Raw genomic sequence first — 19,770 nt, forward strand, 5'->3', positions numbered from 1 at the left:
CGCGTACCCCGAGTTCAACGCTCAGAACAAGATCGACTGTTCTGAGCGTTGAACTCGCGTGTTCTGAACGTAGGACACGCGCGACGCGAACGTAGGACACGCGGGACTTGAAGGTTCGACACGCGCGAGGGTTAGAGGGATTTCAGGGTGTGGAGGGTGGTGGAGAGGTTGGTGGTGGGGGTCGGGGGGTTGGTGGTGTGCCAGGCGATCACGCCGTCGGGGCGGATGAGGGCGGCGCCGGTGAGGCCGATGTTGTAGAGCTTGGCGAGGGTGTCGGTCGGGTCGGTGAGGGTCGGGGTGTGCAGGGACGGCACGGTGGCGGCACGCCAGGAGGGGTTCAGGGTGATGAGGGTCCACGTGGTGAAGAGGTCCACAGTGGATACTTCGGTACCGTTGTGGGTCACCATCACGTGTGGCGCGCGGAAGCCCGGGCGGGCGGATGGGTTGGCCGGGTCCTCCATGAGGGCCGTGTCGGTGTCGTCGATCAGCACGGCGTTCGAACGGCAGCGGTAACCCAGGGTCAGGTGGAGGTGGTCGACCTCGGCGGGCACGTCCGGGCCCGCCAGGTGCGGCGCGAACCGCTGCACGTAGTTCGCGTACGACCCGTCCACCACCAGCTTCGCGTACGGCCGCCGTTCGGCCTCGTAGCTGTCCAGCAGGCCGACACCGGCCTCGCCCTTCAGCACCTCCGCCAGCTTCCACGCGATGTCGTACCCGTCGCCGATCGCCGTGTTGCCGCCCAGCCCACCGGTCGGCGGCGTCACCTTCGCCGCGTCACCGACCAGGAACACCCGCCCGGCCCGGAACCGGTCGCTCAGCCACGCCGCCATCTCCCACGCCGTGATCTCCAGGATCTCCGGCTCCAGGTCCGGCGCGTCCGTCGCGATCCGCAGCAGCTCGGTGCACCGCCGCGCCGGGTAGTCCGCCGCCGACTCGCGCGCCGGGTCGTACTCGATCGTGAACACGTTGCGCCGCGCCGTGTTCGTCCCCACGAAAGTGCCGGTGAAGGCCGGGTTCCGCAAGTAGAACAAGGTCAACTTGTCCGGCACGATGTGCGCCGTCAGGTCCGCGTTGAACACCACGCCGACGTGGTGCGCCAACTCGCCCGGCCCCTGCCGCCCGATGCCCGTGAACGAGCGCACCACCCCGCGGTGCCCGTCCGCGCCGATCACGTAATCCGCCCGAACGGTGTACTCGCCCTCACTCGAACGAACCCGCGCCGTCACCCCGTCGTCGTCCTGCGCCAACGACACCAGCTCGGTCTCGAACACCACCTCCGCCCCCAGCTCGCGCGCCCGCCGCAGCAGCACCGGCTCCACGTGGTCCTGGCTCGCCATCCCGGAACGCTCGGGGCTGAGCGAGGTGTCCCACGTGTCGTCCTCGTGCACGACGGTGTGGAACACCCGCCCGCGCAGGCTCTCCGCGACCTTGATCACGAGCCCGCCGTCGAGCCCCGCGCCACCCGCCAGCACCTCGTCCGCGACACCGGCCCGCCGCAGCACCTCGACCGTCCGGTGCGTCTGCCCGGTCGCCTTCGGGTGCGGCGACGTCCCGCGGTGCTTTGAGATCCCCAGCACCGAAACGCCCTGCTGCGCCAGGAACAACGCCGCCGTCAACCCGCTCAGCCCGGCGCCGACCACCAACACCTGCACACGCCTGTCGTCTCCCATGACTAAGAATCTTAGACGCTAAGAGATTCGGGCCGCAAGACACCTAGCCGAGCGCGACGACCTCACCCGAACGCGCCGACGCGAACGCCGCCTCGACGACCTCCAGCCCCGCCACCGCGTCGGCCACCGGAACGGGCGCCTGACCAGCGGCGACGGCCGCGTAGAAGTCCTGGTACGCCCCAGGCTCCGTGCGCACCGGCTCCGCGCCGAGCACGCCCCACTGCTCCACCGCGTCCTCGCCCCACCCCTCGCCGCCGGGCACCGCGCCCGCCTTCAACGCCTCCTCCTGCGGGTCCATCCCGTGCTTCACGTACGCCGACCGGTCGCCCAGCACCCGGAACCGAGGCCCCAACGCCGCCGCCAACGCCGACGCCCACAGGTGCGACACCGTGCCGGACGAGTGGGTCAACGCCAGGAACGCGTCGTCGTGCGCACGGGCGCCCGCCCGCAACGTCCGCACCTCCGCGTACACGCCCGTCGGACGCCCGAACAACGCCACCGCCTGGTCGACCAAATGCGTGCCGAGGTCGAACACGATGCTGCCCAGGTCGGCCGGGTCGCCGGACTCCTTCCAGCTCTCCTTCACCTCCGGCCGCCACCGCTCGAACCGCGACTCGAACCGGTGCACCCGCCCCAACGCGCCCTCGCCGACCAGCCGCGCCACGGTGCGGAAGTCGCCGTCCCAGCGCCGGTTGTGGAACGGCGCCAGCAGCAGCCCGCGTGCCGCGGCCAGGTCTGCCAACTCCCGCGCCTCGGCGGCCGACGGCGCGAACGGCTTGTCCACCACGACGTTCAGCCCGTGCTCCAACGCGGCACGGGCGTGCACGGCGTGGAACCGGTTCGGCGTGGTCACCACGACCAGGTCGAAGTCGTCGGCCCGCCGCCACACGTCGTCCACCGACGGGATCAGCTCGGCGCCCGGGTACCGGGACGCCACCTCGGCCCGCCGGTCGGGGTTCCCGGTGACGACGGCGCTCAGCGCCAAGCCGGGCGTGGTGGACAGGAACGGTGCGTGGAAGGCGGCTCCTCCGAGCCCGTAGCCGATCAGTGCGGTGCGCATGCCCGAACCCTAAGCGTCCCAAGACGTGGACGCCCTGTCGCGGACCGTCACGCAGCGCTACCTTCGGCCCATGATCCCGCTCGTGGCACGTCGGCACGTGGACTACGTGCGCGTCACCAGCACGGCCTGTCGCCCCGTCTGACCCACCTCACCACCCCGCGCGCCGGGTGTCTTCGGCGTGCCCGAAAACCACTGCCCAGACAGGGAGACACCAGCATGTCCTGGTCCTTCGACACCAAGCAGGTCCACTCCGGCGCCGCGCCCGACCCGGCGACCGGCGCGCGTGCCACGCCGATCTACCAGACCACGTCGTTCGTGTTCCGCGACTCCGCGCACGGCGAGGCGCTGTTCAGCCTGGCCGAGCCGGGCAACATCTACACCCGCATCAACAACCCCACCCAGGACGTGCTCGAACAGCGGGTCGCCGCGCTGGAGGGCGGCGTGGCGGCGGTGGCGTTCGCGTCCGGCCAGGCCGCCGAGACCGCCACCGTGCTCAACCTCGCCCGCGCGGGCGACCACCTGGTCTCCAGCGCGTCCCTCTACGGCGGCACGTACAACCTGTTCCACTACACGCTGCCGAAGCTGGGCATCGAGGTGTCCTTCGTGGACGACCCGGACGACCTGGACGCGTGGCGCGCCGCCGTGCGGCCGAACACCAAGCTCTTCTTCGCCGAGTCGCTGGCCAACCCGCGCAGCAACGTGCTGGACATCGCGGCGGTGGCCGAGGTGGCGCACGCGGCGGGCGTGCCGCTGGTGGTGGACAACACCGTGCCGACGCCGTACCTGGTGCGGCCGATCGAGCACGGCGCGGACATCGTGGTCCACTCGGCCACGAAGTACCTGGGCGGGCACGGCACCGCGGTCGCGGGCGTGGTCGTGGACGGCGGCACGTTCGACTACTCCGACGCGGAGAAGTTCCCGGACTTCAACGAACCCGACCCGAGCTACCACGGCCTGCGGTACTGGCCCGCCCTCGGGCACGGCGCGTTCGCCGCGAAGCTGCGGGTGCAGGGCCTGCGCGACACCGGCGCCGCCATCGCGCCTCTGACCAGCTTCCTGATCATCCAGGGCATCGAGACGCTGTCGCTGCGCATCGACCGGCACTCGGCGAACGCCCTGGAGCTGGCCCGGTGGCTGGAGGCGCGGGACGAGGTGGAGAAGGTGCACTACGCGGGCCTGCCGTCGAGCCCCTGGCACGACCTCGCGCGGAAGTACCTGCCGACCGGCGCGGGCGGCGTGGTGTCGTTCGAGCTGCGCGGCGGCGTGGCGGCGGGACGGGCGTTCGTGGACGGCGTGGAGCTGTTCAGCCAACTGGTGAACATCGGCGACGTGCGCAGCCTGATCGTGCACCCGGCCAGCACCACGCACAGCCAGCTCACGCCCGAGCAGCAGGTCGTCTCCGGCGTCACGCCCGGCCTCGTGCGGCTGTCGGTGGGCATCGAGGGCGTGGAGGACCTCAAGGCCGACCTGGAGGCGGGTTTCCGCGCCGCCAAGTCGGTGCTGTGAGCCACGAGGCCACTTCCGGGAAGACCCCTCCCACCGCCGGCGGGTGGCGGGAGGGGGACCCGAACGGGCGCAGGCAGTGGTGCCGCGGCGCGCTGCCTGGCCTGCCGGGGCTGGCGATCGCCTACGAGACGTGGGGCGAGCTGAACGCGGACCGGTCGAACGCGGTGCTGGTGCTGCACGCGTTGACCGGCGACAGCCACGTGGCGGGCCCGGCCGAGCCGGGTCACCCCACGCCCGGCTGGTGGGACGGCCTGGTCGGGCCGGGGCGCGCGCTGGACACCGAGCGCTGGTTCGTGGTCGCGCCGAACGTGCTGGGCGGCTGCCAGGGCACCACGGGACCGTGGGCGACCGCGCCGGACGGCAGGCCGTGGGGCGCGCGGTTCCCCCGCGTCACGGTGCGCGTCCAGGTGGCGGCCGAGGTGCTGCTGGCCGACGCGTTGGGCGTCGACGCGTGGGCTGCCGTGCTGGGCGGCTCGATGGGCGGGATGCGGGCGTTGGAGTGGGCGGTGTCCGAGCCCGACCGGGTGCGGGCGCTGCTCGTGCTGGCCGCGCCCGCGGCGTCCACGGCCGAGCACGTCGCGCTGGCGTCCGCCCAGCTGCACGCCATCCGGCTCGACCCGGTCGGCGGTCTCGGGGTGGCCCGCCGGATCGCGCACATCGGCTACCGCGGCGAGTCGGAGCTGGCCGCCCGGTTCGGCCGCGAGGTGCGCGCGGACGGCCGGTTCGAGGTGGAGTCCTACCTCGACCACCACGCGGCCAAGCTGGTCGGCCGGTTCGACCCGGCCAGCTACGTCACCCTCACCGAGGCCATGAACAGCCACGACGTCGGCCGCGGCCGGGGTGGGGTGCGGGCCGCGCTGAGCCGCGTCACGGCCCGCACCCTCGTGGCCGGCATCGACTCCGACCGCCTGTACCCGCTGCGGCAGCAGGCCGAGATCGCCGACGCCGTGCCCGGCGCCGGCGACCTGCGCGTGGTGACCTCGCCGTACGGCCACGACGCGTTCCTCATCGAGGTCGACCAGGTGTCGAAGCTGGTCTCCGAACTGCTCGAGTCGGGCTAGAACCCGGCCGTGATCCGGGTGAACTCCCAGTCGGCCTGCGGGATGCCGCTGCAGTGGGACGACACCTGGCCGTCGCAGCCGCCGCGGTCGCGGTTGACCGCCCAGAACGCGAACCGGGCCAGCCCGTTGGACTTCGACCAGTCGCGCAGCTGGGTCCACGTCTGGGTGGTCGTCACCTCGCGCTGGTCGGACAGGCCGTTCATGCCCGAGATGCCGACGTGCCGGAACGCCTCCGCGTCCGACCACCCGAACGTGGCCTTCAGCTTGTTCTTCAGCCCGGTGGCCGCGTTGACCGTGTCCGTGCCGATGTTCGAACTGCCGAAGTCGAACGGCATGATCGTGAACACGTCGACGCCCGCGCCGATCGCCGCCGCCCGCTCGACCAGCCTGTTGCCCCAGGAGTTCGGGCCGGTGGTCGTGGTGCCGAACGTGACGATGGTCTGAATGCCGGGGTTGTTCGCCTTGACGATCTTGAGCGCCTCCAGGATCCGGTCCTGCACGGCGGCGTTCTCGAACTCGTCGGTGTTCTCGATGTCGATGTCGATCGCCTTCAGCCCGTAGGCGTTGATGACCTGCTGGTACGCGCCGGCCAGCGCCTGCGGGGTCGAGCAGTTCGGGCCGAGCTTGTTGCCGCTCCACCCGCCGAACGACGGCACGACGTCGCCGCCGGCCGCCCGGATCTGCTGGATGGCCTGCGCGTCGACGCCGCCGGCCAGCGGCCGGTTGCCGTCCCACGCGGGGTTGCAGCCGCCGGACGACAGCACGAACGCCATGGTGAACCACTTGACGCCGGTGGTGCTCATGATCGTGGCCGGCGCGGGCGGGTTGCCCCAGCCGAGGAACAGGTACGGCGCGCCGCGCCCGCCGACCGGGTTCGTGCCCGGCTGGGTGGTCGCGGCGACCTGGTTCGACGGGCCCGAGGTGTTCGACGCGGCGTCACGGGCGCGGACCGTGAACGTGTACGCGGTGGATGCGTTCAGGCCGGTCACGGTGGCGGTGGTGCCGCTGACCGAGGTGGCGACCGTCGCGCCCCGGTACACGTCGTACGCGGTCACGCCGACGTTGTCGGTCGACGCGGTCCAGGCCAGGGAGACCGAGTCGGCGGTGGTGCCGGTGACGCGCAGGGAGCCGGGCGCGCCGGGCGCGACCGTGTCGCCGCCACCGCCGGCGCAGGGAGCCCCGTTGACGGTGCAGTTGAGCGGCGCGCCGGAACCGGTGCCGACGAAGCCGAAGCTCGTCGACGCGCCGACACCGACGCCGCCGTTGTACTCGCGGTTGGTCGCCACGTAATGATCACCCGATCGGGTGACAAGGGTGTCCCAGTACGACCCGAGCGCGGTGCCCGCGGGCAGGTCGAACTCGATGCGCCACGCGGTGATGGCGGAGGGTCCGCCGTTGGCGACGGTGAACCTGGCCTCGAAGCCGCTGCCCCAGTCCTGGGTCTTGGCGAACGTGGCGGTGACGCCCGGCGCCGCTTGCGCGGCCGGGCCGACGACCAGTGAACCTAGGGCGAGTGCGCTTGCTGCGAGCAGCGCGCTCGTTCGTCGTGACATGAGGAGTCCTCCTCGGCGGGATCGGCAGGGTGAATCGCGCCCACCTCGGAGAGTGGTCTAGACCATGTGAAATGGCAAGGTTCTTTACTGATTTGCCGGCGCGCGAGCACGCCGGAAGGGGGCGAACGGGCCTATTCCTCGATCGCGGTCGCGATCCACGGCGACACGGGCAGGTCGCGCAGCCCGCACTCCACGGCCAGCTTCACCGTCCACCGCAGCGCCTGGAGCACCACCGTGGCCAGCTCCTGCGGCTGCCCGTTGGCCAGCGCGATCTCGATCTGCTCGGCCGCGGCCTCCTGGTCGCCGTGCACCTCGGCGAGCAGCGTGCGGATCGCGGTGCGGACCGGCGGGTCGGCGTCGTCGATCGGCACCTCCTGCCCGTCCTCGTCGAAGACCTGCATCTTCACCGGTGTCGCGCCGCCCGAGCCGAGGGCGGCGACCATGGCGCTGCACTCGGAGAAGAGCAGGAGGACCAGCTCCCGGATCTCCTCGTTGCCCTCGGGCGAGCCGCTGAGGTACCCGGTGACGAGGTCGACGGCGACCGCGTCCTCCCCGACCTTCGCCGCGGTCAGGGCCTCACCGGCCACGGCCTGGAGCCGCGACCAGCGATCCGGATCTTGCTGCGGGTGCATTCAGCCATCTTCCAACACGGAGTAGGGGCGCACAGCTCTGCATATTGCCTACCCGGTGGTGTTCGCCCGCCGCAACGGCTTGTCCGGTGGGCCGCTTCTCGGGTATGGGCGCGGTCGGGCGCGTCGTACCGGGGTATGACAGACCGTGGTGGCATGTGCGGGCGCGGCCCGCCGCCTAGCATCGGGACCGTGATCCGCACTCTCCTCCAGGTCGTGCTGTTCCGCGACCGCTCGCGGGTCTTCGAGGGCGTCCGCTTCCGCCGCCCGCTCATGGTGTTGGTGCTGCTCCACGGCCTGATCATCGCGATCGGGGTGAGCCAGAGCTACGTCTCGGTGGAGGACCCGGACGGCTGGTGGCCGCTGCTGTTCGCCGTCGTCGCCGGCAGCGTGGCACTGACGCTGCGCTCCACGCTCGTGGCGTGGCGGCTGGCCACGGCCGGCCTGGTCGTGATGAGGCTGCTCACGCCGTCCGAACCCGTGGTCATGGGCAGTTGGCAGTGGTGGTGGTACGTGCCGGTGCTGCTGGCGGTCGCGACCCGCCACCGCGGCCGGGTCGTGCTGCTCGTGGGCCTGATCACGTCGGGCGTGCTGTACGCGATGGACCAGTCGGCCGACCTGCTCCAGGACGTCGCCCTGCTGCTGCTGGTGCTCCTGCTCGGGTACGCGTTCGGCGCGCGCGGGCGGGCCGAGCAGCGGTTCCACGCCGAGCAGGACGAGAAGGCGGCGCTGGTCGAGCGCGCCCGGATCGCCCGCGAGATGCACGACGTGGTCGCGCACCACATGTCGCTGGTGGTGGTCCGGTGCGAGACCGCGCCCTACCGGATCGCGGACCTGCCCGAGGCGGGCAAGCGCGAGTTCGCCGAGCTGGGCGCGGCGGCACGGGCCGCGATCACGGACATGCAGCAGCTGCTCGGCGTGCTGCGGGCGTCCGGCGAGCGGGCCGACCGGACGCCGCAGCCGGGGTTGGCCGACATCAGGTCGCTGCACGCGGACGCGTCCGTGACCGACGCCGACGTGCCGGAGGCGGTCGGGCTGACCGCGTACCGGATCGTGCAGGAGGCGCTCACGAACGCCGGTCGGCACGCGCCGGGCTCGACCACGGCGGTGACCGTCGACCTGGTGGGCGACGAGCTGCGGGTCGTCGTGCGGAACACGGCGGGCGGGCCGTCGCGCGGCGGTGGCGGCGGGCACGGGCTCAGGGGCATGCGGGAACGGGTGGCGGTGCACGGCGGTTCGCTGACCGCCGGACCGACCGCGGACGGGGGGTTCGAAGTGCGGGCGATCGTGCCGGTGGGGCAGCGATGATCAAGGTGCTGGTGGCGGACGACCAGGAGATGGTGCGCGAGGGGTTCTCCGCGCTGCTGGACGCCCAGCCGGACATCAGCGTGGTCGGGTCGGCCGGTGACGGTGTCGCCGCCGTCAGCGAGGTGCGCAGGCTGGCGCCGGACGTGGTGCTGATGGACGTGCGGATGCCGGAGATGGACGGGCTGACCGCGACCCGGCTGCTGGCCGCCGACCCGGTGAAGGTGCTCGTGCTGACCACGTTCGACCTGGACGACTACGTCTACGAGGCGTTGCGGGCCGGTGCCAGCGGGTTCCTGCTCAAGCACGCGCCCGCGAGCGAGCTGCTGACCGCGGTGCGGGTGGTGGCGCGCGGCGACGCGTTGCTGGCGCCCTCGGTGACCAAGCGGCTCATCGAGGACTTCGTGAAGGCGCAGCCGGTGCGGGTGGTGAAGCCCGCCGCGCTGACCGCGTTGACCGAGCGGGAGACCGAGGTGCTGCGGCTGATCGCGCAGGGCCTGTCGAACGGCGAGATCGCCGGCCACCTGGTGCTGGCCGAGCAGACGGTGAAGACGCACGTGAGCCGGGTGCTGATGAAGCTCGGCCTGCGCGACCGGGCGCAGGCCGTGATCGCGGCCTACGAGTCCGGTCTCGTGGTACCCCGGTAGGGCCTCGGGAACGGCACCACGGGGTGACGCTCCGGGGGTCGTGGTCTTCCTAACTTCGGCGTCATGTCGAAGAAGATCGCGTTGGTGGCCGCGCTGCTGGTCCTGGCGACGCCGGGTGGCGACCCGCCCGCGTTCACGCCCCGGGTCGAGGTGCACGGCGACCTCGCGCGGGCCGCGCACGTCGCGGTCGTCGTGCCGGGGTCCGATGTGGACGATCAGCGGTTCACCGCGACGGTCGGGCGGATGGCGCGCGACCTGCACGCGTCCGTCGGGCGGGACGACGTCGCGGTGGTCGCGTGGCTCGGGTACCGGACACCGTCCGGGCTCGGGGTGGACGCGGCCGGCGGCCGGTTGGCGCGGGCCGGCGCGGTCGCGCTGACCGAGTACGTGCGGACGTTGCCGGGGCACGTGCACCTGCTGTGCCACAGCTACGGGTCGGTGGTGTGCGGGCTGGCCCAGCCGCACGTCGACGACGTGGTGCTCCTCGGGTCGCCCGGCGTGCGGGTCGACTCGGTGGCGTCCGGCGCGCGGGTGTGGGCGGCGCGGGGCGGCCGGGACTGGACGCGCTGGGTGCCGTCCGTGCGGCTGGGCGACCTGGGGCACGGTGCGGACCCGGTCGACCCGGCGTTCGGCGCGCGGGTGTTCGACGTCGGCGACATCAGGCACGACGAGTACTTCCGGGAGGGCACGGCGTCGTTGCGCGCCCTGGCCCGGATCGCGGTGGGGGAGACGCCATGACCAGGGATCCGGTGATCGACGCGACGCGGGCGATCGCGATCGTCGGGGTGGTGCTGGGGCACTGGCTGGTGACGGCCGTGGTGCTCACCGGTGACGGGCTGGTGGTGGACAGCCCGCTGCGGTGGATGCCGGAGCTGGCGCCGCTGACCTGGGTGCTCCAGACGTTGGGCCTGTTCTTCTTCACCGGCGGGTTCGGCGCGGCGCGGTCGGTCGTGCCGTGGTGGCTGCGGGCGCGGAAGCTCGTGCTGCCGGTGGCGGTGCTGCTCGGCGCGTGGGCCACCGTCCTCTTCGGACTGTCGCTGCGCGGGTTGCCGCAGCAGACCGTGATGACCGTCGGGTACCTCGTCGTGACGCCGCTGTGGTTCCTCGGCGTTTACGTCGTGCTGTCGGCGTTCACGCCGTTGCTGCGGCGGCTGGGGTGGTGGGGCGTGGTGATCCCGGTGGCGCTGGTGGCCGTGGACGTGGGCTGGGTGAACGTGGTCGCGGTGTGGTGGGCGCCGTGGCAGGTGGGCGTGCTCGTGGCGCAACGCGGGCAGCACCGCTCGTGGGGTGCGGTGCTGCTGGCGGTCGGCGGGGTGGCGTTCGCGCTGCTGTTGGCCGCCGGTTACCCGGCCAGCGCGGTCGGGGTGCCCGGCGCGGCGGAGTCGAACCTGTCGCCGCCGTCGGCCGCGGCGCTGGCGTTGGCGCTGGCCCAGGTGGGGTTGGTGCTGCTGGTCCGGCCGTCGTTCCTGGCCCGGAAGGTGAGCGCACGGGCGTTGAACGCGCGGGCGTTGCCGATCTTCCTGGTGCACCAGAGCGCGTTGCTGGTGGTGACGTTGGCGGGTTCGGCGTTCGGCTCGTTGCGCGGCCTGCACACGCCGCCGTCGGACGCGCTATGGGTGCTGGAGCGCGGGACGTGGCTGCCGGTGTTCACCTGTGTGTGCCTGGTCCTGCTTCGGTATCGCCGCGAGCAGGGCGGCGGCGATCGTCGCGCCGTGCAGGACGACCATCGCGCCGGTGGGTTCGAGCACCAGCAGCGGCGGCACGCAGGCCAGCGCGGTGAGCAGCCAGGGCCGCCGGCCGTGGCACGTGCCGGCGTGCGCGGTGTGCAGCAGGTACCAGCCCAGCAGCAGGTGGATCAGGTTCTGGAGGGGGTCGACCTTGAACACGACCAGCGTGCCCGCCGCGCCCGCGAACCCGGTGACCACGAACCCGAGGACGCCCAGCACCCCGTAGCCGGCGCCGAGCGTGACGGCGAGCCGGGTGCGGTGGGTCTCGCGGGTGCGGCAGGGGCTGAGCGCGGCGTTGCGCTCGAAGCGGTGGAACACGGCCAGGACGGGCAGGAGCAGCAGGACCAGCACGGCGAGCCAGCGCGGCTTGGTGGCGACCCAGTCGAACGCGGCCGGGGAGTCCAGCAGGCCGAGCACGCCGATCACGGCCGCCAGCACGGTCAGGTAGCCGAGGTAGACGGTCATGGGCGCGGTCCGGGCGAACTCGAAGACCCGCCACTGCCTGCGACCCTCGAGCCACGCCGTGACGCGGGGCCTGAGCAGCAGCACGAGGCAGATCTGGGCGAGGCCGAGGACGAGCAGGCACACCGTGGGCGGGCTGAGGTTCGAGCTGCCCTCGCCGGGCAGCGGCATCATCGTGCGCGGGTAGCCGCCGAACGTGATCAGCGCCAGTAGCGCGGGCACGGCGGCGAGCGCGAGGGCGCCGAGCACCTTCCGAGACACCCGGTGCAGGCTGCCGTCGGCGTAGTGGAAGCCGAGCTGTTGCAGCAGCAGCGCGCCCAGCACCAGGTTGAGGTAGCCGCCCGTGCGCCAGTCCAGGCCGATGCGGGCCACGTCGACCAGGATCATGGCCGCGACCAGGGCGACCGGCGTGACCAGGCGCGCGTGGCGGTGCAGCCAGGCCATGACCGGCGTGGCGACGACCGCGACCAGGTACAGGCCGAGGAACCACAGCGGGTGCGCGATGAGCCGGCCGAACATCTCGACCCGCGACTTGTCCACGTCGAGCAGTTCGAGCGGCAGCGGGAGGACCAGCCAGGCCAGCACGAACGCCAGCACGGGCCGCAGCAGCCAGGAGATGCGCGCCGCCAGGTAGCGGCCGTAGCCGCCGTGGTCGGCCTGCACGGCGTGCCAGCTCGCGAGGTTGGCGTGGCCGCCCGCGAAGTAGAAGACCGGGATGGCCTGGAGCAGCCAGGTGAGCAGCCACAGCCAGGTCGCGCTCACGCCCGCCCAGTGCAGGACGGTGATCAGCGACTGCCCGATCACCACCAGGGCGAGCGCGCTCAGCCGCAGGAACGTCGCGTACCGGTCGTGGGTGGCCCGCGGCGGCGGCGCGTCGACGGGTTCGTCGGGTTCCGCGTCGTGCCTCCGGCGGTGGGTCAGGCCGGGCAGGCGGGCGAGCAGCAGGAACACCACGACCGCGCTGCCGAAGCCCCAGGCGAGCACGGGCTCGTGACCGGGCGGGCCCCAGCGCTGCCGCCACGAGTTGAACTCCAGGCCGGCCGCGTAGAGCTGGGCGGTCGCGTGGCACCGGGTGGCGTGGCCGCGCGGGTTGACGTCGCACTGGGCGTGCATGTCGCGGGCGAGGCGGGCGTCGAGGGACTTGCGGGCTTCCTGGCCGAGCGGGCGGCCCTTGTGCTCGGCGTAGCGGAGCAGGTCGTAGCCGAGGTCGTGGGCCTGGCAGCCGAGGCCGAAGTCCCACTCGGTGTTGCCCGCGGGGCCGGAGCACCCGCCGTTCGGGTCGACCGCCCGGGCGGACCCGTCCGGCCCGACGACCGCCACCGGCCTGCGGTTGGTGACCTCGTTGAAGTCGGCCGGGAACGTGAGGAGCGGGTTCACGCCGCTGGGGTGGGCCATCGCCTCGACGGCCTCCGCCGCGACCGCGATGTCACCGCTGAGCGGGGAGGTGTCGGTCGCGCCCGCCGGCCTGGACGCGATCACCCCGCACACGAACACGGCCAGCGCCACCAGCACGAACCTGAACCAGGCGGGCAGGCGGGCAAGCAACCGGAGCCCCGGCCACCCCCCGGTGGTGTTCACCGCCACGTCACCCATCGGAGGCCCAGCGTACGCGAGAGTCCTACCTCCAAGCCGCGAGAGTCCTACGTTCAGAACGCGCGTGTCCTACGTTCGGAACACCTGAATTCAACGCTCAGAACACGCGACCCGGGCGTTCGCCGCACGTCAGGGTTGCACGGGCAACGCGCCCGACAACGACGCCAGCGCCATCTGCGAGAGCAGCGCGGCCATCTGGTCACGGTCCAGGTGCGCGCTGTGCGGCGTGGAGTTGATCAGGCCGAACACGGCGTGCGCCGCCGCACGGGCGGTCGGCTCGTCCACTTCCGGCGAAGTCTTGCGGATCGTCTCCACCCACACCTCGACGTAACGCCGCTGGAGCGCTCTCACCCGCCGCCGGTCCGGGTCGGTCAGGTTCGCCAGGTTGCGGATCTGCACGGTGATCAACGCCGGGTCGTCCAACGCGAAGTCGACGTGCCACCGGATCAATTCCCGAAGTGCGTGCGCGGGGTCGCCCGAAGCGGCCACCCGGTTCAGCCCGCCGTCGAGCAGCCGTTCGCTGATGGACGTGAGCATCTCGCCCAGCATCGCGTCCTTGCTGCGGAAGTGCCGGTACAGCGCGGGCCCGGAAATCCCCACCGCGGCGCCGATGTCGTCGATGCCGACGCCGTGGAAGCCGTGCCGGGCGAACAGTTCGGCGGCGGCGGCCAGGATCTGGTCACGGCGGGTCTGCTTCGCTGGCTCGGCTGGCACGGCGTCCATCTTAAACGCCCGGCCCAGTTCACGTAAACGGGCGTTAACCCCGTGGTCGCGCCACGATCACCGACCGGCGGCCGAAACGCGTAGTTAACTCTTGACCCACTCTTTTTATATAGGACTACTTGCTGGTAACTCTTGTTGTGCTCCGCATCACACCCTGCGTTGTTTCCCTCCGGGAGGCTCCGATGCGCCTTGTCCGAACCCTGTCCAGCGCCGCGCTGGCATTAGTCGCCGCCCTGGCACTCGTCGTGCCCGCCGAAGCCGCCGCCGCCAACTACGTCGCGCTCGGCGACTCCTACTCGTCCGGAACGGGCACCGGCTCGTACTACAGCGACTCCGGCAGCTGCAAGCGCAGCCAGTACAGCTACCCCGCGCTCTGGGCCGCCTCGCACGCGCCCGCGTCGTTCAAGTTCGTGGCCTGCTCCGGCGCCAGGACCGGTGACGTGCTCGCCAACCAGGTCAGCGCGCTGTCCGGGACCACGTCCCTGGTCAGCATCTCGATCGGTGGGAACGACGCCGGCTTCACCGACGTGATCACCGCCTGCACCTTCGGCTCGGACTCGACCTGCACGAACCGGGTCAACCAGGCCAAGGCCTACGCCACCGGCACGCTGCCCGGCCTGCTGGACAACGTGTACACGCAGATCCGCACCCGTGCGCCGTCCGCGACGGTCGTCGTGCTCGGCTACCCGCGCCTCTACAAGGTGCCGGGCAGCTGCTCGGTCGGCCTGAGCGACACCAAGCGCGCGGCGATCAACTCCGCCGCCGACACCCTGCACCAGGTCATCTCCGGCCGGGCGGCCGCGAAGGCGTTCTCGTACCGCGACATGCGCACGCCGTTCACCGGGCACGAGATCTGCTCGGGCGACTGGTGGATGAACAGCCTGTCCTGGCCGGTGGAGGAGTCCTACCACCCGAACCGCAACGGCCAGCGCCTCGGCTACCTGCCGCAGCTCACCGCCGTCACGGGCTGACGCACCGCAGCACCACCCGGAGGGGGCCGCACCCGCGGCCCCCTCCGGCTTGTGAACGGGAGTTAACAAGCGCTAACATCTCCTCAGGTTAACGACGGCTAACCGCGAGGAGTTCGATGGACGCCCCGGTGTTGCGCAGCACGGCGGACAAGTCGGCCGACGCCTTCCGGCGCTACCACGACGAGCACGCGCGGCTCGTGCGCGACCTGCGCGCCAAGCTCGGCCAAGCCGCCCTCGGCGGCCCGGAGAAGGCTCGGACCAGGCACGTCGAGCGCGGCAAGCTGCTGCCGCGCGACCGGGTGGACACGCTCCTCGACCCCGGTTCGCCGTTCCTCGAACTGTCGCCGCTGGCCGCGACCGGCATGTACGGCGACGAGGCGCCCGCCGCGGGCGTCATCACGGGCGTCGGCCGCGTGTCCGGCCGCGAGGTCGTGGTCGTCGCCAACGACGCCACCGTCAAGGGCGGCACCTACTACCCGCTGACGGTGAAGAAGCACCTGCGCGCCCAAGAGGTGGCGTTGCAGAACAACCTGCCGTGCGTCTACCTGGTGGACTCCGGCGGTGCGTTCCTGCCGAAGCAGGACGAGGTGTTCCCGGACCGCGAGCACTTCGGCCGGATCTTCTTCAACCAGGCCACCATGTCCGCCCGCGGCATCCCGCAGATCGCCGCCGTGCTCGGCTCGTGCACGGCGGGCGGCGCGTACGTGCCCGCGATGTCGGACGAGGCGGTCATCGTGCGCGGCCAGGGCACGATCTTCCTCGGCGGCCCGCCGCTGGTGAAGGCCGCGACCGGCGAGGTCGTCACGGCCGAGGAGCTGGGCGGCGGCGAGCTGCACTCGCGCACGTCCGGCGTCACCGACCACCTCGCGGAGGACGACGCGCACGCGTTGCGGATCGTGCGCTCGATCGTCAGCACGCTGGGTCCGCGCGCACCGCGCCCGTGGCAGGTGGAGCCGACCGTCGAGCCCGCCGTCGACCCCGCCGAGCTGTACGGCGTCGTGCCGACGGACAGCCGCACGCCCTACGACGTGCGCGAGGTGATCGCCCGCGTCGTGGACGGCAGCCGGTTCCAGGAGTTCAAGAAGGAGTACGGCGCGACGCTGGTCACCGGGTTCGCCCGCATCCACGGCCACCCGGTCGGCATCGTGGCCAACAACGGGGTGCTGTTCGGCGAGTCGGCGTTGAAGGGCGCGCACTTCATCCAGCTGTGCGACCAGCGCAGCGTGCCGCTCGTGTTCCTGCAGAACATCAGCGGGTTCATGGTGGGCCGCGAGTACGAGGCGGCGGGCATCGCCAAGCACGGCGCCAAGATGGTGACGGCGGTGGCGTGCGCGCGGGTGCCGAAGTTCACCGTGGTCATCGGCGGGTCGTTCGGCGCGGGCAACTACTCGATGTGCGGGCGCGCGTACTCGCCGAGGTTCCTGTGGATGTGGCCCAACGCCCGGATCTCGGTGATGGGCGGCGAGCAGGCGGCCTCCGTGCTGGCGACGGTGCGGCGCGACCAGCTCGGCGACGCGTGGTCCGCGGAGGACGAGGAGGCGTTCAAGGCGCCGATCCGGCAGCAGTACGAGGACCAGGGCAACCCCTACTACTCCACGGCACGGCTGTGGGACGACGGCGTGATCGACCCGCTCGACACGCGGATGGTGCTCGGGCTGGCGTTGTCCACGGCGGCGAACGCCCCGATCGAGCCGGTTTCCTACGGCGTCTTCCGGATGTGATGGCGATGTTCGACAGTGTTCTGGTGGCCAACCGCGGCGAGATCGCGGTGCGGGTGATCCGCGCGTTGCGGCGGTTCGGCATCCGGTCGGTGGCCGTTTACAGCGACGCGGACGCCGACGCGCTGCACGTGCGGCTGGCCGACGTGGCGGTGCGGATCGGGCCCGCGTCGGCGCGGGAGAGCTACCTGTCCGTCGAGCGGATCGTCGAGGCGGCGCTCGCGACCGGCGCGCAGGCCGTGCACCCCGGGTACGGGTTCCTCGCCGAGAACGCGGAGTTCGCGCGGGCGTGCGAGAAGGCCGGGCTGGTGTTCATCGGGCCGCCCGCGGACGCGATCGAGGCGATGGGCGACAAGATCCGCGCCAAGCTGACCGTCGCGGCGGCGGGCGTGCCGGTGGTGCCGGGTCGCGCCGAGGTCGGGATGACCGACGACGACCTGGTCGCGGCGGCGGACGAGATCGGCTTCCCGGTGCTGCTCAAGCCGTCGGCCGGTGGCGGCGGCAAGGGCATGCGGCTGGTGGAGGCCGGTGACGGGCTGCGGGACGCCATCGAGTCGGCACGGCGTGAGGCGCGCGGGTCGTTCGGCGACGACGCGTTGCTGATCGAGCGGTTCGTCACCAACCCCCGGCACGTCGAGGTCCAGGTGATGGCCGACGCCCACGGCCGCGTGGCGCACCTCGGCGAGCGGGAGTGCAGCCTCCAACGGCGGCACCAGAAGATCATCGAGGAAGCGCCGTCGCCGCTGGTCACGCCCGAGATGCGGGCCGCCATGGGTGCCGCGGCGGTGGAGACGGCCCGGTCCGTCGGGTACGTCGGCGCGGGCACGGTCGAGTTCATCGTCGACGGCGCGTCCGGCGACTACTTCTTCATGGAGATGAACACCCGGCTCCAGGTCGAGCACCCGATCACCGAGCTGGTGACCGGGGTGGACCTGGTCGAGTGGCAGTTGCGGGTGGCTTCCGGCGAGCCGCTGGGGTTCACGTCGGTGGAGCTGACCGGGCACGCCGTCGAGGCCCGCGTCTACGCGGAGGACCCGGCCCGCGGGTTCCTGCCGACCGGCGGCACGGTGCTGGCGCTGCACGAGCCGGCGGACGTGCGGGTGGACTCGGCGTTGCGCGTGGGGCTGACCGTCGGCAGCGACTACGACCCCATGCTGGCCAAGGTGATCGCGCACGGGGCGACGCGGGAGGAGGCGTTGCGCCGGCTGGACTCCGCGTTGGGGCGGATGGTGCTGCTGGGCGTGACGACGAACATCCCGTTCCTGCGGGCGCTGCTGGTCGACCCGGACGTGCGGGCGGGTGCGCTGGACACCGGGCTGGTGGAGCGGAAGCTGGAGTCGCTGACCCGTCACGACGTGCCGGACGAGGTGCTGGCCGCGGCGGCGTTGGAACGGCAGCTCGCGGTGCGCGGCGACGACCCGTGGGAGCGGACCGGCGGGTGGCGGGTCGGCGAGCACGCCTGGACGAAGTGGCTGATCGACGGCGTCGAGGTCCGGGTGCGCGGCGACGAGGTGTCGGTGGACGGCCGGGAACCGTTGCGGCTCAACGCTTCCGTGGACGGCTCGCGGCTCGTCGTCGGTGGTCGGCGTTATGCGATGGCCCGTGCGGGCAACGTGCTGTGGCTCGGCGCGGACGGGCACGCGTGGGCGTTGACCGAGACCTTGCCGTCGGAGGTCGCGTCGTCGGCGGCGGCCGGCAGCGGTGGGCCGGTGACCAGCCCGATGCCGGGCACGGTGCTCGTGGCGCGGGTCGCGCAGGGCGGGCACGTGACCGCCGGTCAGGCGTTGTTCGTGGTCGAAGCCATGAAGATGGAGCACACCGTCACGTCACCCGTGGCCGGCGTGCTCACCGAAGTGCACGTCCAGGCGGGCCAACAGGTCGCGCTGGACCAAACCCTGGCCGTCGTCGTGCCCCACGAGGAGTGAGCGATGTTGGACTTCCGCCTTGACGAGGAATACGAGGCGCTGCGCAAGACCGTCGAGGAGTTCGCCCGCGAGGAGGTCGCGCCGGTCATCGGCGGGTTCTACGAGCGCGAGGAGTTCCCCTACGAGATCGTCGCCAAGATGGGGCGGATGGGCCTGTTCGGGCTGCCGTTCCCGGAGGAGTTCGGCGGGATGGGCGGCGACTACTTCGCGTTGTGCCTGGCGTTGGAGGAGTTGGCGCGGGTCGACTCGTCGGTGGCGATCACGCTGGAGGCGGGCGTCTCGCTGGGGTCGATGCCGGTGTTCCGGTTCGGCTCGGCCGAGCAGCGGGCGGCCTGGATGCCGCGGTTGTGCGCCGGTGAGGTGCTCGGTGCGTTCGGGCTCACCGAACCGGGTGGCGGGTCGGACGCGGGCGCGCTGCGGACCACCGCGCGGGTCGACGGGGACGAGTGGGTGATCAACGGCACCAAGGCGTTCATCACCAACTCGGGCACGGACATCACCGGGCTGGTGACGGTGGCGGCGGTGACCGGGCGGCAGGAGAACGGCCGGCCGGAGATCTCGGCGATCATCGTGCCGTCGGGCACGCCCGGGTTCTCGGTGTCGCGCAAGTACTCCAAGGTCGGGTGGAACGCGTCGGACACGCGTGAGCTGTCGTTCCAGGACTGCCGCGTGCCGTTGGGGAACCTGGTCGGCGAGCGCGGGCGCGGGTACGCGCAGTTCCTGCAGACGTTGGACGAGGGGCGGGTGGCGATCGCGGCCGTCGGCGTCGGGCTGGCGCAGGGGTGCGTGGACGAGTCCCTGAAGTACGCGGGGGAGCGGGAGGCGTTCGGCCACAAGATCGGCGCGTACCAGGCCATCCAGTTCAAGATCGCCGAGATGGAGGCCCGCACGCACACCGCGCGGCTGGCGTACTACCAGGCGGCGGCGAAGATGCTGCGCGGCGAGCCGTTCAAGCGCGAGGCGGCGATCGCCAAGCTGGTGTCGTCGGAGGCGGCGATGGACAACGCGCGTGAGGCGACGCAGATCTTCGGCGGGTACGGGTTCATGAACGAGTACCCGGTGGGCCGGTTCTACCGGGACGCGAAGATCCTGGAGATCGGCGAGGGCACCAGCGAGGTGCAGAAGATGCTGATCGCCCGCGAACTGGGCCTCCGCTGACCACTGACCCCGCGAGAGTCCAACGCTCACGCCGCGAGAGTCGTACGTTCAGAGCACCTGAA

15 protein-coding genes and 1 pseudogene are annotated in these 19,770 nt (G+C 72.0%); 10 read left to right on the forward strand and 6 right to left on the reverse strand.

The annotated features are described in order from the left end of the window. Positions 1-131 precede the first annotated feature (131 nt). Positions 132-1,670: an aklavinone 12-hydroxylase RdmE gene (gene rdmE, locus ADK67_RS28475; protein WP_063797747.1), complete on the reverse strand. Its 1,539-nt coding sequence runs from the start codon at positions 1,668-1,670 to the stop codon at positions 132-134. 43 nt (positions 1,671-1,713) lie between these two features. After that, complete coding sequence (locus ADK67_RS28480; RefSeq protein ID WP_053719598.1) at positions 1,714-2,730, reverse strand: Gfo/Idh/MocA family protein; 1,017 nt, start codon at positions 2,728-2,730, stop codon at positions 1,714-1,716. A 216-nt stretch (positions 2,731-2,946) separates the two neighbouring features. Between ADK67_RS28480 and ADK67_RS28485 the strand changes: the two genes are divergently transcribed. Further along, on the forward strand, positions 2,947-4,236 hold the full coding sequence (locus tag ADK67_RS28485) for a bifunctional o-acetylhomoserine/o-acetylserine sulfhydrylase (RefSeq protein ID WP_053719599.1): 1,290 nt from the start codon (positions 2,947-2,949) through the stop codon (positions 4,234-4,236). After that, positions 4,233-5,297, forward strand: a complete 1,065-nt coding sequence (gene metX, locus ADK67_RS28490; RefSeq protein ID WP_053719600.1) for a homoserine O-acetyltransferase MetX — start codon at positions 4,233-4,235, stop codon at positions 5,295-5,297. Before ADK67_RS28485 ends, metX begins: the two co-directional genes overlap by 4 nt. Here the strand turns inward: metX and ADK67_RS28495 are convergent. Both ADK67_RS28495 and ADK67_RS28500 read right to left on the reverse strand, forming a co-directional pair. Continuing rightward, the gene (locus tag ADK67_RS28495; RefSeq protein ID WP_053719601.1) at positions 5,294-6,850 is read right to left on the reverse strand and encodes a cellulose binding domain-containing protein; all 1,557 of its coding nucleotides are present in this window, start codon (positions 6,848-6,850) and stop codon (positions 5,294-5,296) included. The genes metX and ADK67_RS28495 overlap by 4 nt on opposite strands. Positions 6,851-6,981: 131 nt before the next feature. Then, positions 6,982-7,482 carry a hypothetical protein gene (locus tag ADK67_RS28500; RefSeq protein ID WP_053719602.1) on the reverse strand — a complete coding sequence of 167 codons (501 nt, stop codon included), beginning with the start codon at positions 7,480-7,482 and terminating at the stop codon, positions 6,982-6,984. Positions 7,483-7,671: 189 nt separating this feature from the next. Between ADK67_RS28500 and ADK67_RS28505 the strand changes: the two genes are divergently transcribed. The 4 genes and pseudogenes from ADK67_RS28505 to ADK67_RS55435 all read left to right on the forward strand — a co-directional run. Continuing rightward, complete coding sequence (locus ADK67_RS28505; RefSeq protein WP_053719603.1) at positions 7,672-8,787, forward strand: sensor histidine kinase; 1,116 nt, start codon at positions 7,672-7,674, stop codon at positions 8,785-8,787. After that, entirely contained in the window at positions 8,784-9,431 is a 648-nt protein-coding gene (locus tag ADK67_RS28510) for a response regulator transcription factor (protein WP_053719604.1), read from the forward strand. The genes ADK67_RS28505 and ADK67_RS28510 overlap by 4 nt, the downstream gene beginning before the upstream one ends. A gap of 63 nt (positions 9,432-9,494) precedes the next feature. Beyond that, positions 9,495-10,169: an alpha/beta hydrolase gene (locus tag ADK67_RS28515; protein ID WP_053719605.1), complete on the forward strand. Its 675-nt coding sequence runs from the start codon at positions 9,495-9,497 to the stop codon at positions 10,167-10,169. Beyond that, a pseudogene (locus tag ADK67_RS55435) lies at positions 10,166-11,029 on the forward strand (acyltransferase family protein); the annotation flags it as partial. The gene ADK67_RS28515 and the pseudogene ADK67_RS55435, both read left to right, overlap by 4 nt. A gap of 12 nt (positions 11,030-11,041) precedes the next feature. Here the strand turns inward: ADK67_RS55435 and ADK67_RS28525 are convergent. Together ADK67_RS28525 and ADK67_RS28530 are read right to left on the reverse strand one after the other, a co-directional pair. Continuing rightward, on the reverse strand, positions 11,042-13,213 hold the full coding sequence (locus ADK67_RS28525) for a phospholipase A2 (RefSeq protein ID WP_053719607.1): 2,172 nt from the start codon (positions 13,211-13,213) through the stop codon (positions 11,042-11,044). A gap of 129 nt (positions 13,214-13,342) precedes the next feature. Further along, a complete protein-coding gene (locus ADK67_RS28530; protein ID WP_053719608.1) occupies positions 13,343-13,936 on the reverse strand; it encodes an SACE_7040 family transcriptional regulator in 594 nt (197 codons plus the stop codon). A gap of 182 nt (positions 13,937-14,118) precedes the next feature. On the opposite strand from ADK67_RS28530, the gene ADK67_RS28535 reads away from it, so the two are divergent. From ADK67_RS28535 to ADK67_RS28550, 4 genes are all read left to right on the forward strand, one after another. Continuing rightward, on the forward strand, positions 14,119-14,907 hold the full coding sequence (locus ADK67_RS28535) for an SGNH/GDSL hydrolase family protein (RefSeq protein ID WP_053719609.1): 789 nt from the start codon (positions 14,119-14,121) through the stop codon (positions 14,905-14,907). 116 nt (positions 14,908-15,023) lie between these two features. Continuing rightward, a complete protein-coding gene (locus ADK67_RS28540; RefSeq protein ID WP_053719610.1) occupies positions 15,024-16,628 on the forward strand; it encodes a carboxyl transferase domain-containing protein in 1,605 nt (534 codons plus the stop codon). Positions 16,629-16,633: 5 nt separating this feature from the next. Further along, positions 16,634-18,550, forward strand: coding sequence for an acetyl-CoA carboxylase biotin carboxylase subunit (locus tag ADK67_RS28545; protein WP_053719645.1), 1,917 nt, complete (start codon positions 16,634-16,636; stop codon positions 18,548-18,550). A 3-nt stretch (positions 18,551-18,553) separates the two neighbouring features. Beyond that, positions 18,554-19,708, forward strand: coding sequence for an acyl-CoA dehydrogenase family protein (locus ADK67_RS28550; protein ID WP_053719611.1), 1,155 nt, complete (start codon positions 18,554-18,556; stop codon positions 19,706-19,708). Positions 19,709-19,770 lie beyond the last annotated feature (62 nt).

Source organism: Saccharothrix sp. NRRL B-16348 (assembly GCF_001280085.1).
Taxonomy (GTDB): domain Bacteria; phylum Actinomycetota; class Actinomycetes; order Mycobacteriales; family Pseudonocardiaceae; genus Actinosynnema.

Excerpts from the sequence above, each read along its gene's own strand:
- rdmE (WP_063797747.1), bottom strand. The coding sequence starts at position 1,670 with ATGGGAGACGACAGGCGTGTGCAGGTGTTGGTGGTCGGCGCCGGGCTG.
- ADK67_RS28480 (WP_053719598.1), bottom strand. The coding sequence starts at position 2,730 with ATGCGCACCGCACTGATCGGCTACGGGCTCGGAGGAGCCGCCTTCCAC.
- ADK67_RS28485 (WP_053719599.1), top strand. The coding sequence starts at position 2,947 with ATGTCCTGGTCCTTCGACACCAAGCAGGTCCACTCCGGCGCCGCGCCC.
- ADK67_RS28495 (WP_053719601.1), bottom strand. The coding sequence starts at position 6,850 with ATGTCACGACGAACGAGCGCGCTGCTCGCAGCAAGCGCACTCGCCCTA.
- ADK67_RS28500 (WP_053719602.1), bottom strand. The coding sequence starts at position 7,482 with ATGCACCCGCAGCAAGATCCGGATCGCTGGTCGCGGCTCCAGGCCGTG.
- ADK67_RS28510 (WP_053719604.1), top strand. The coding sequence starts at position 8,784 with ATGATCAAGGTGCTGGTGGCGGACGACCAGGAGATGGTGCGCGAGGGG.
- ADK67_RS28515 (WP_053719605.1), top strand. The coding sequence starts at position 9,495 with ATGTCGAAGAAGATCGCGTTGGTGGCCGCGCTGCTGGTCCTGGCGACG.
- ADK67_RS28525 (WP_053719607.1), bottom strand. The coding sequence starts at position 13,213 with ATGGGTGACGTGGCGGTGAACACCACCGGGGGGTGGCCGGGGCTCCGG.
- ADK67_RS28530 (WP_053719608.1), bottom strand. The coding sequence starts at position 13,936 with ATGGACGCCGTGCCAGCCGAGCCAGCGAAGCAGACCCGCCGTGACCAG.
- ADK67_RS28535 (WP_053719609.1), top strand. The coding sequence starts at position 14,119 with ATGCGCCTTGTCCGAACCCTGTCCAGCGCCGCGCTGGCATTAGTCGCC.
- ADK67_RS28540 (WP_053719610.1), top strand. The coding sequence starts at position 15,024 with ATGGACGCCCCGGTGTTGCGCAGCACGGCGGACAAGTCGGCCGACGCC.
- ADK67_RS28545 (WP_053719645.1), top strand. The coding sequence starts at position 16,634 with ATGTTCGACAGTGTTCTGGTGGCCAACCGCGGCGAGATCGCGGTGCGG.
- ADK67_RS28550 (WP_053719611.1), top strand. The coding sequence starts at position 18,554 with ATGTTGGACTTCCGCCTTGACGAGGAATACGAGGCGCTGCGCAAGACC.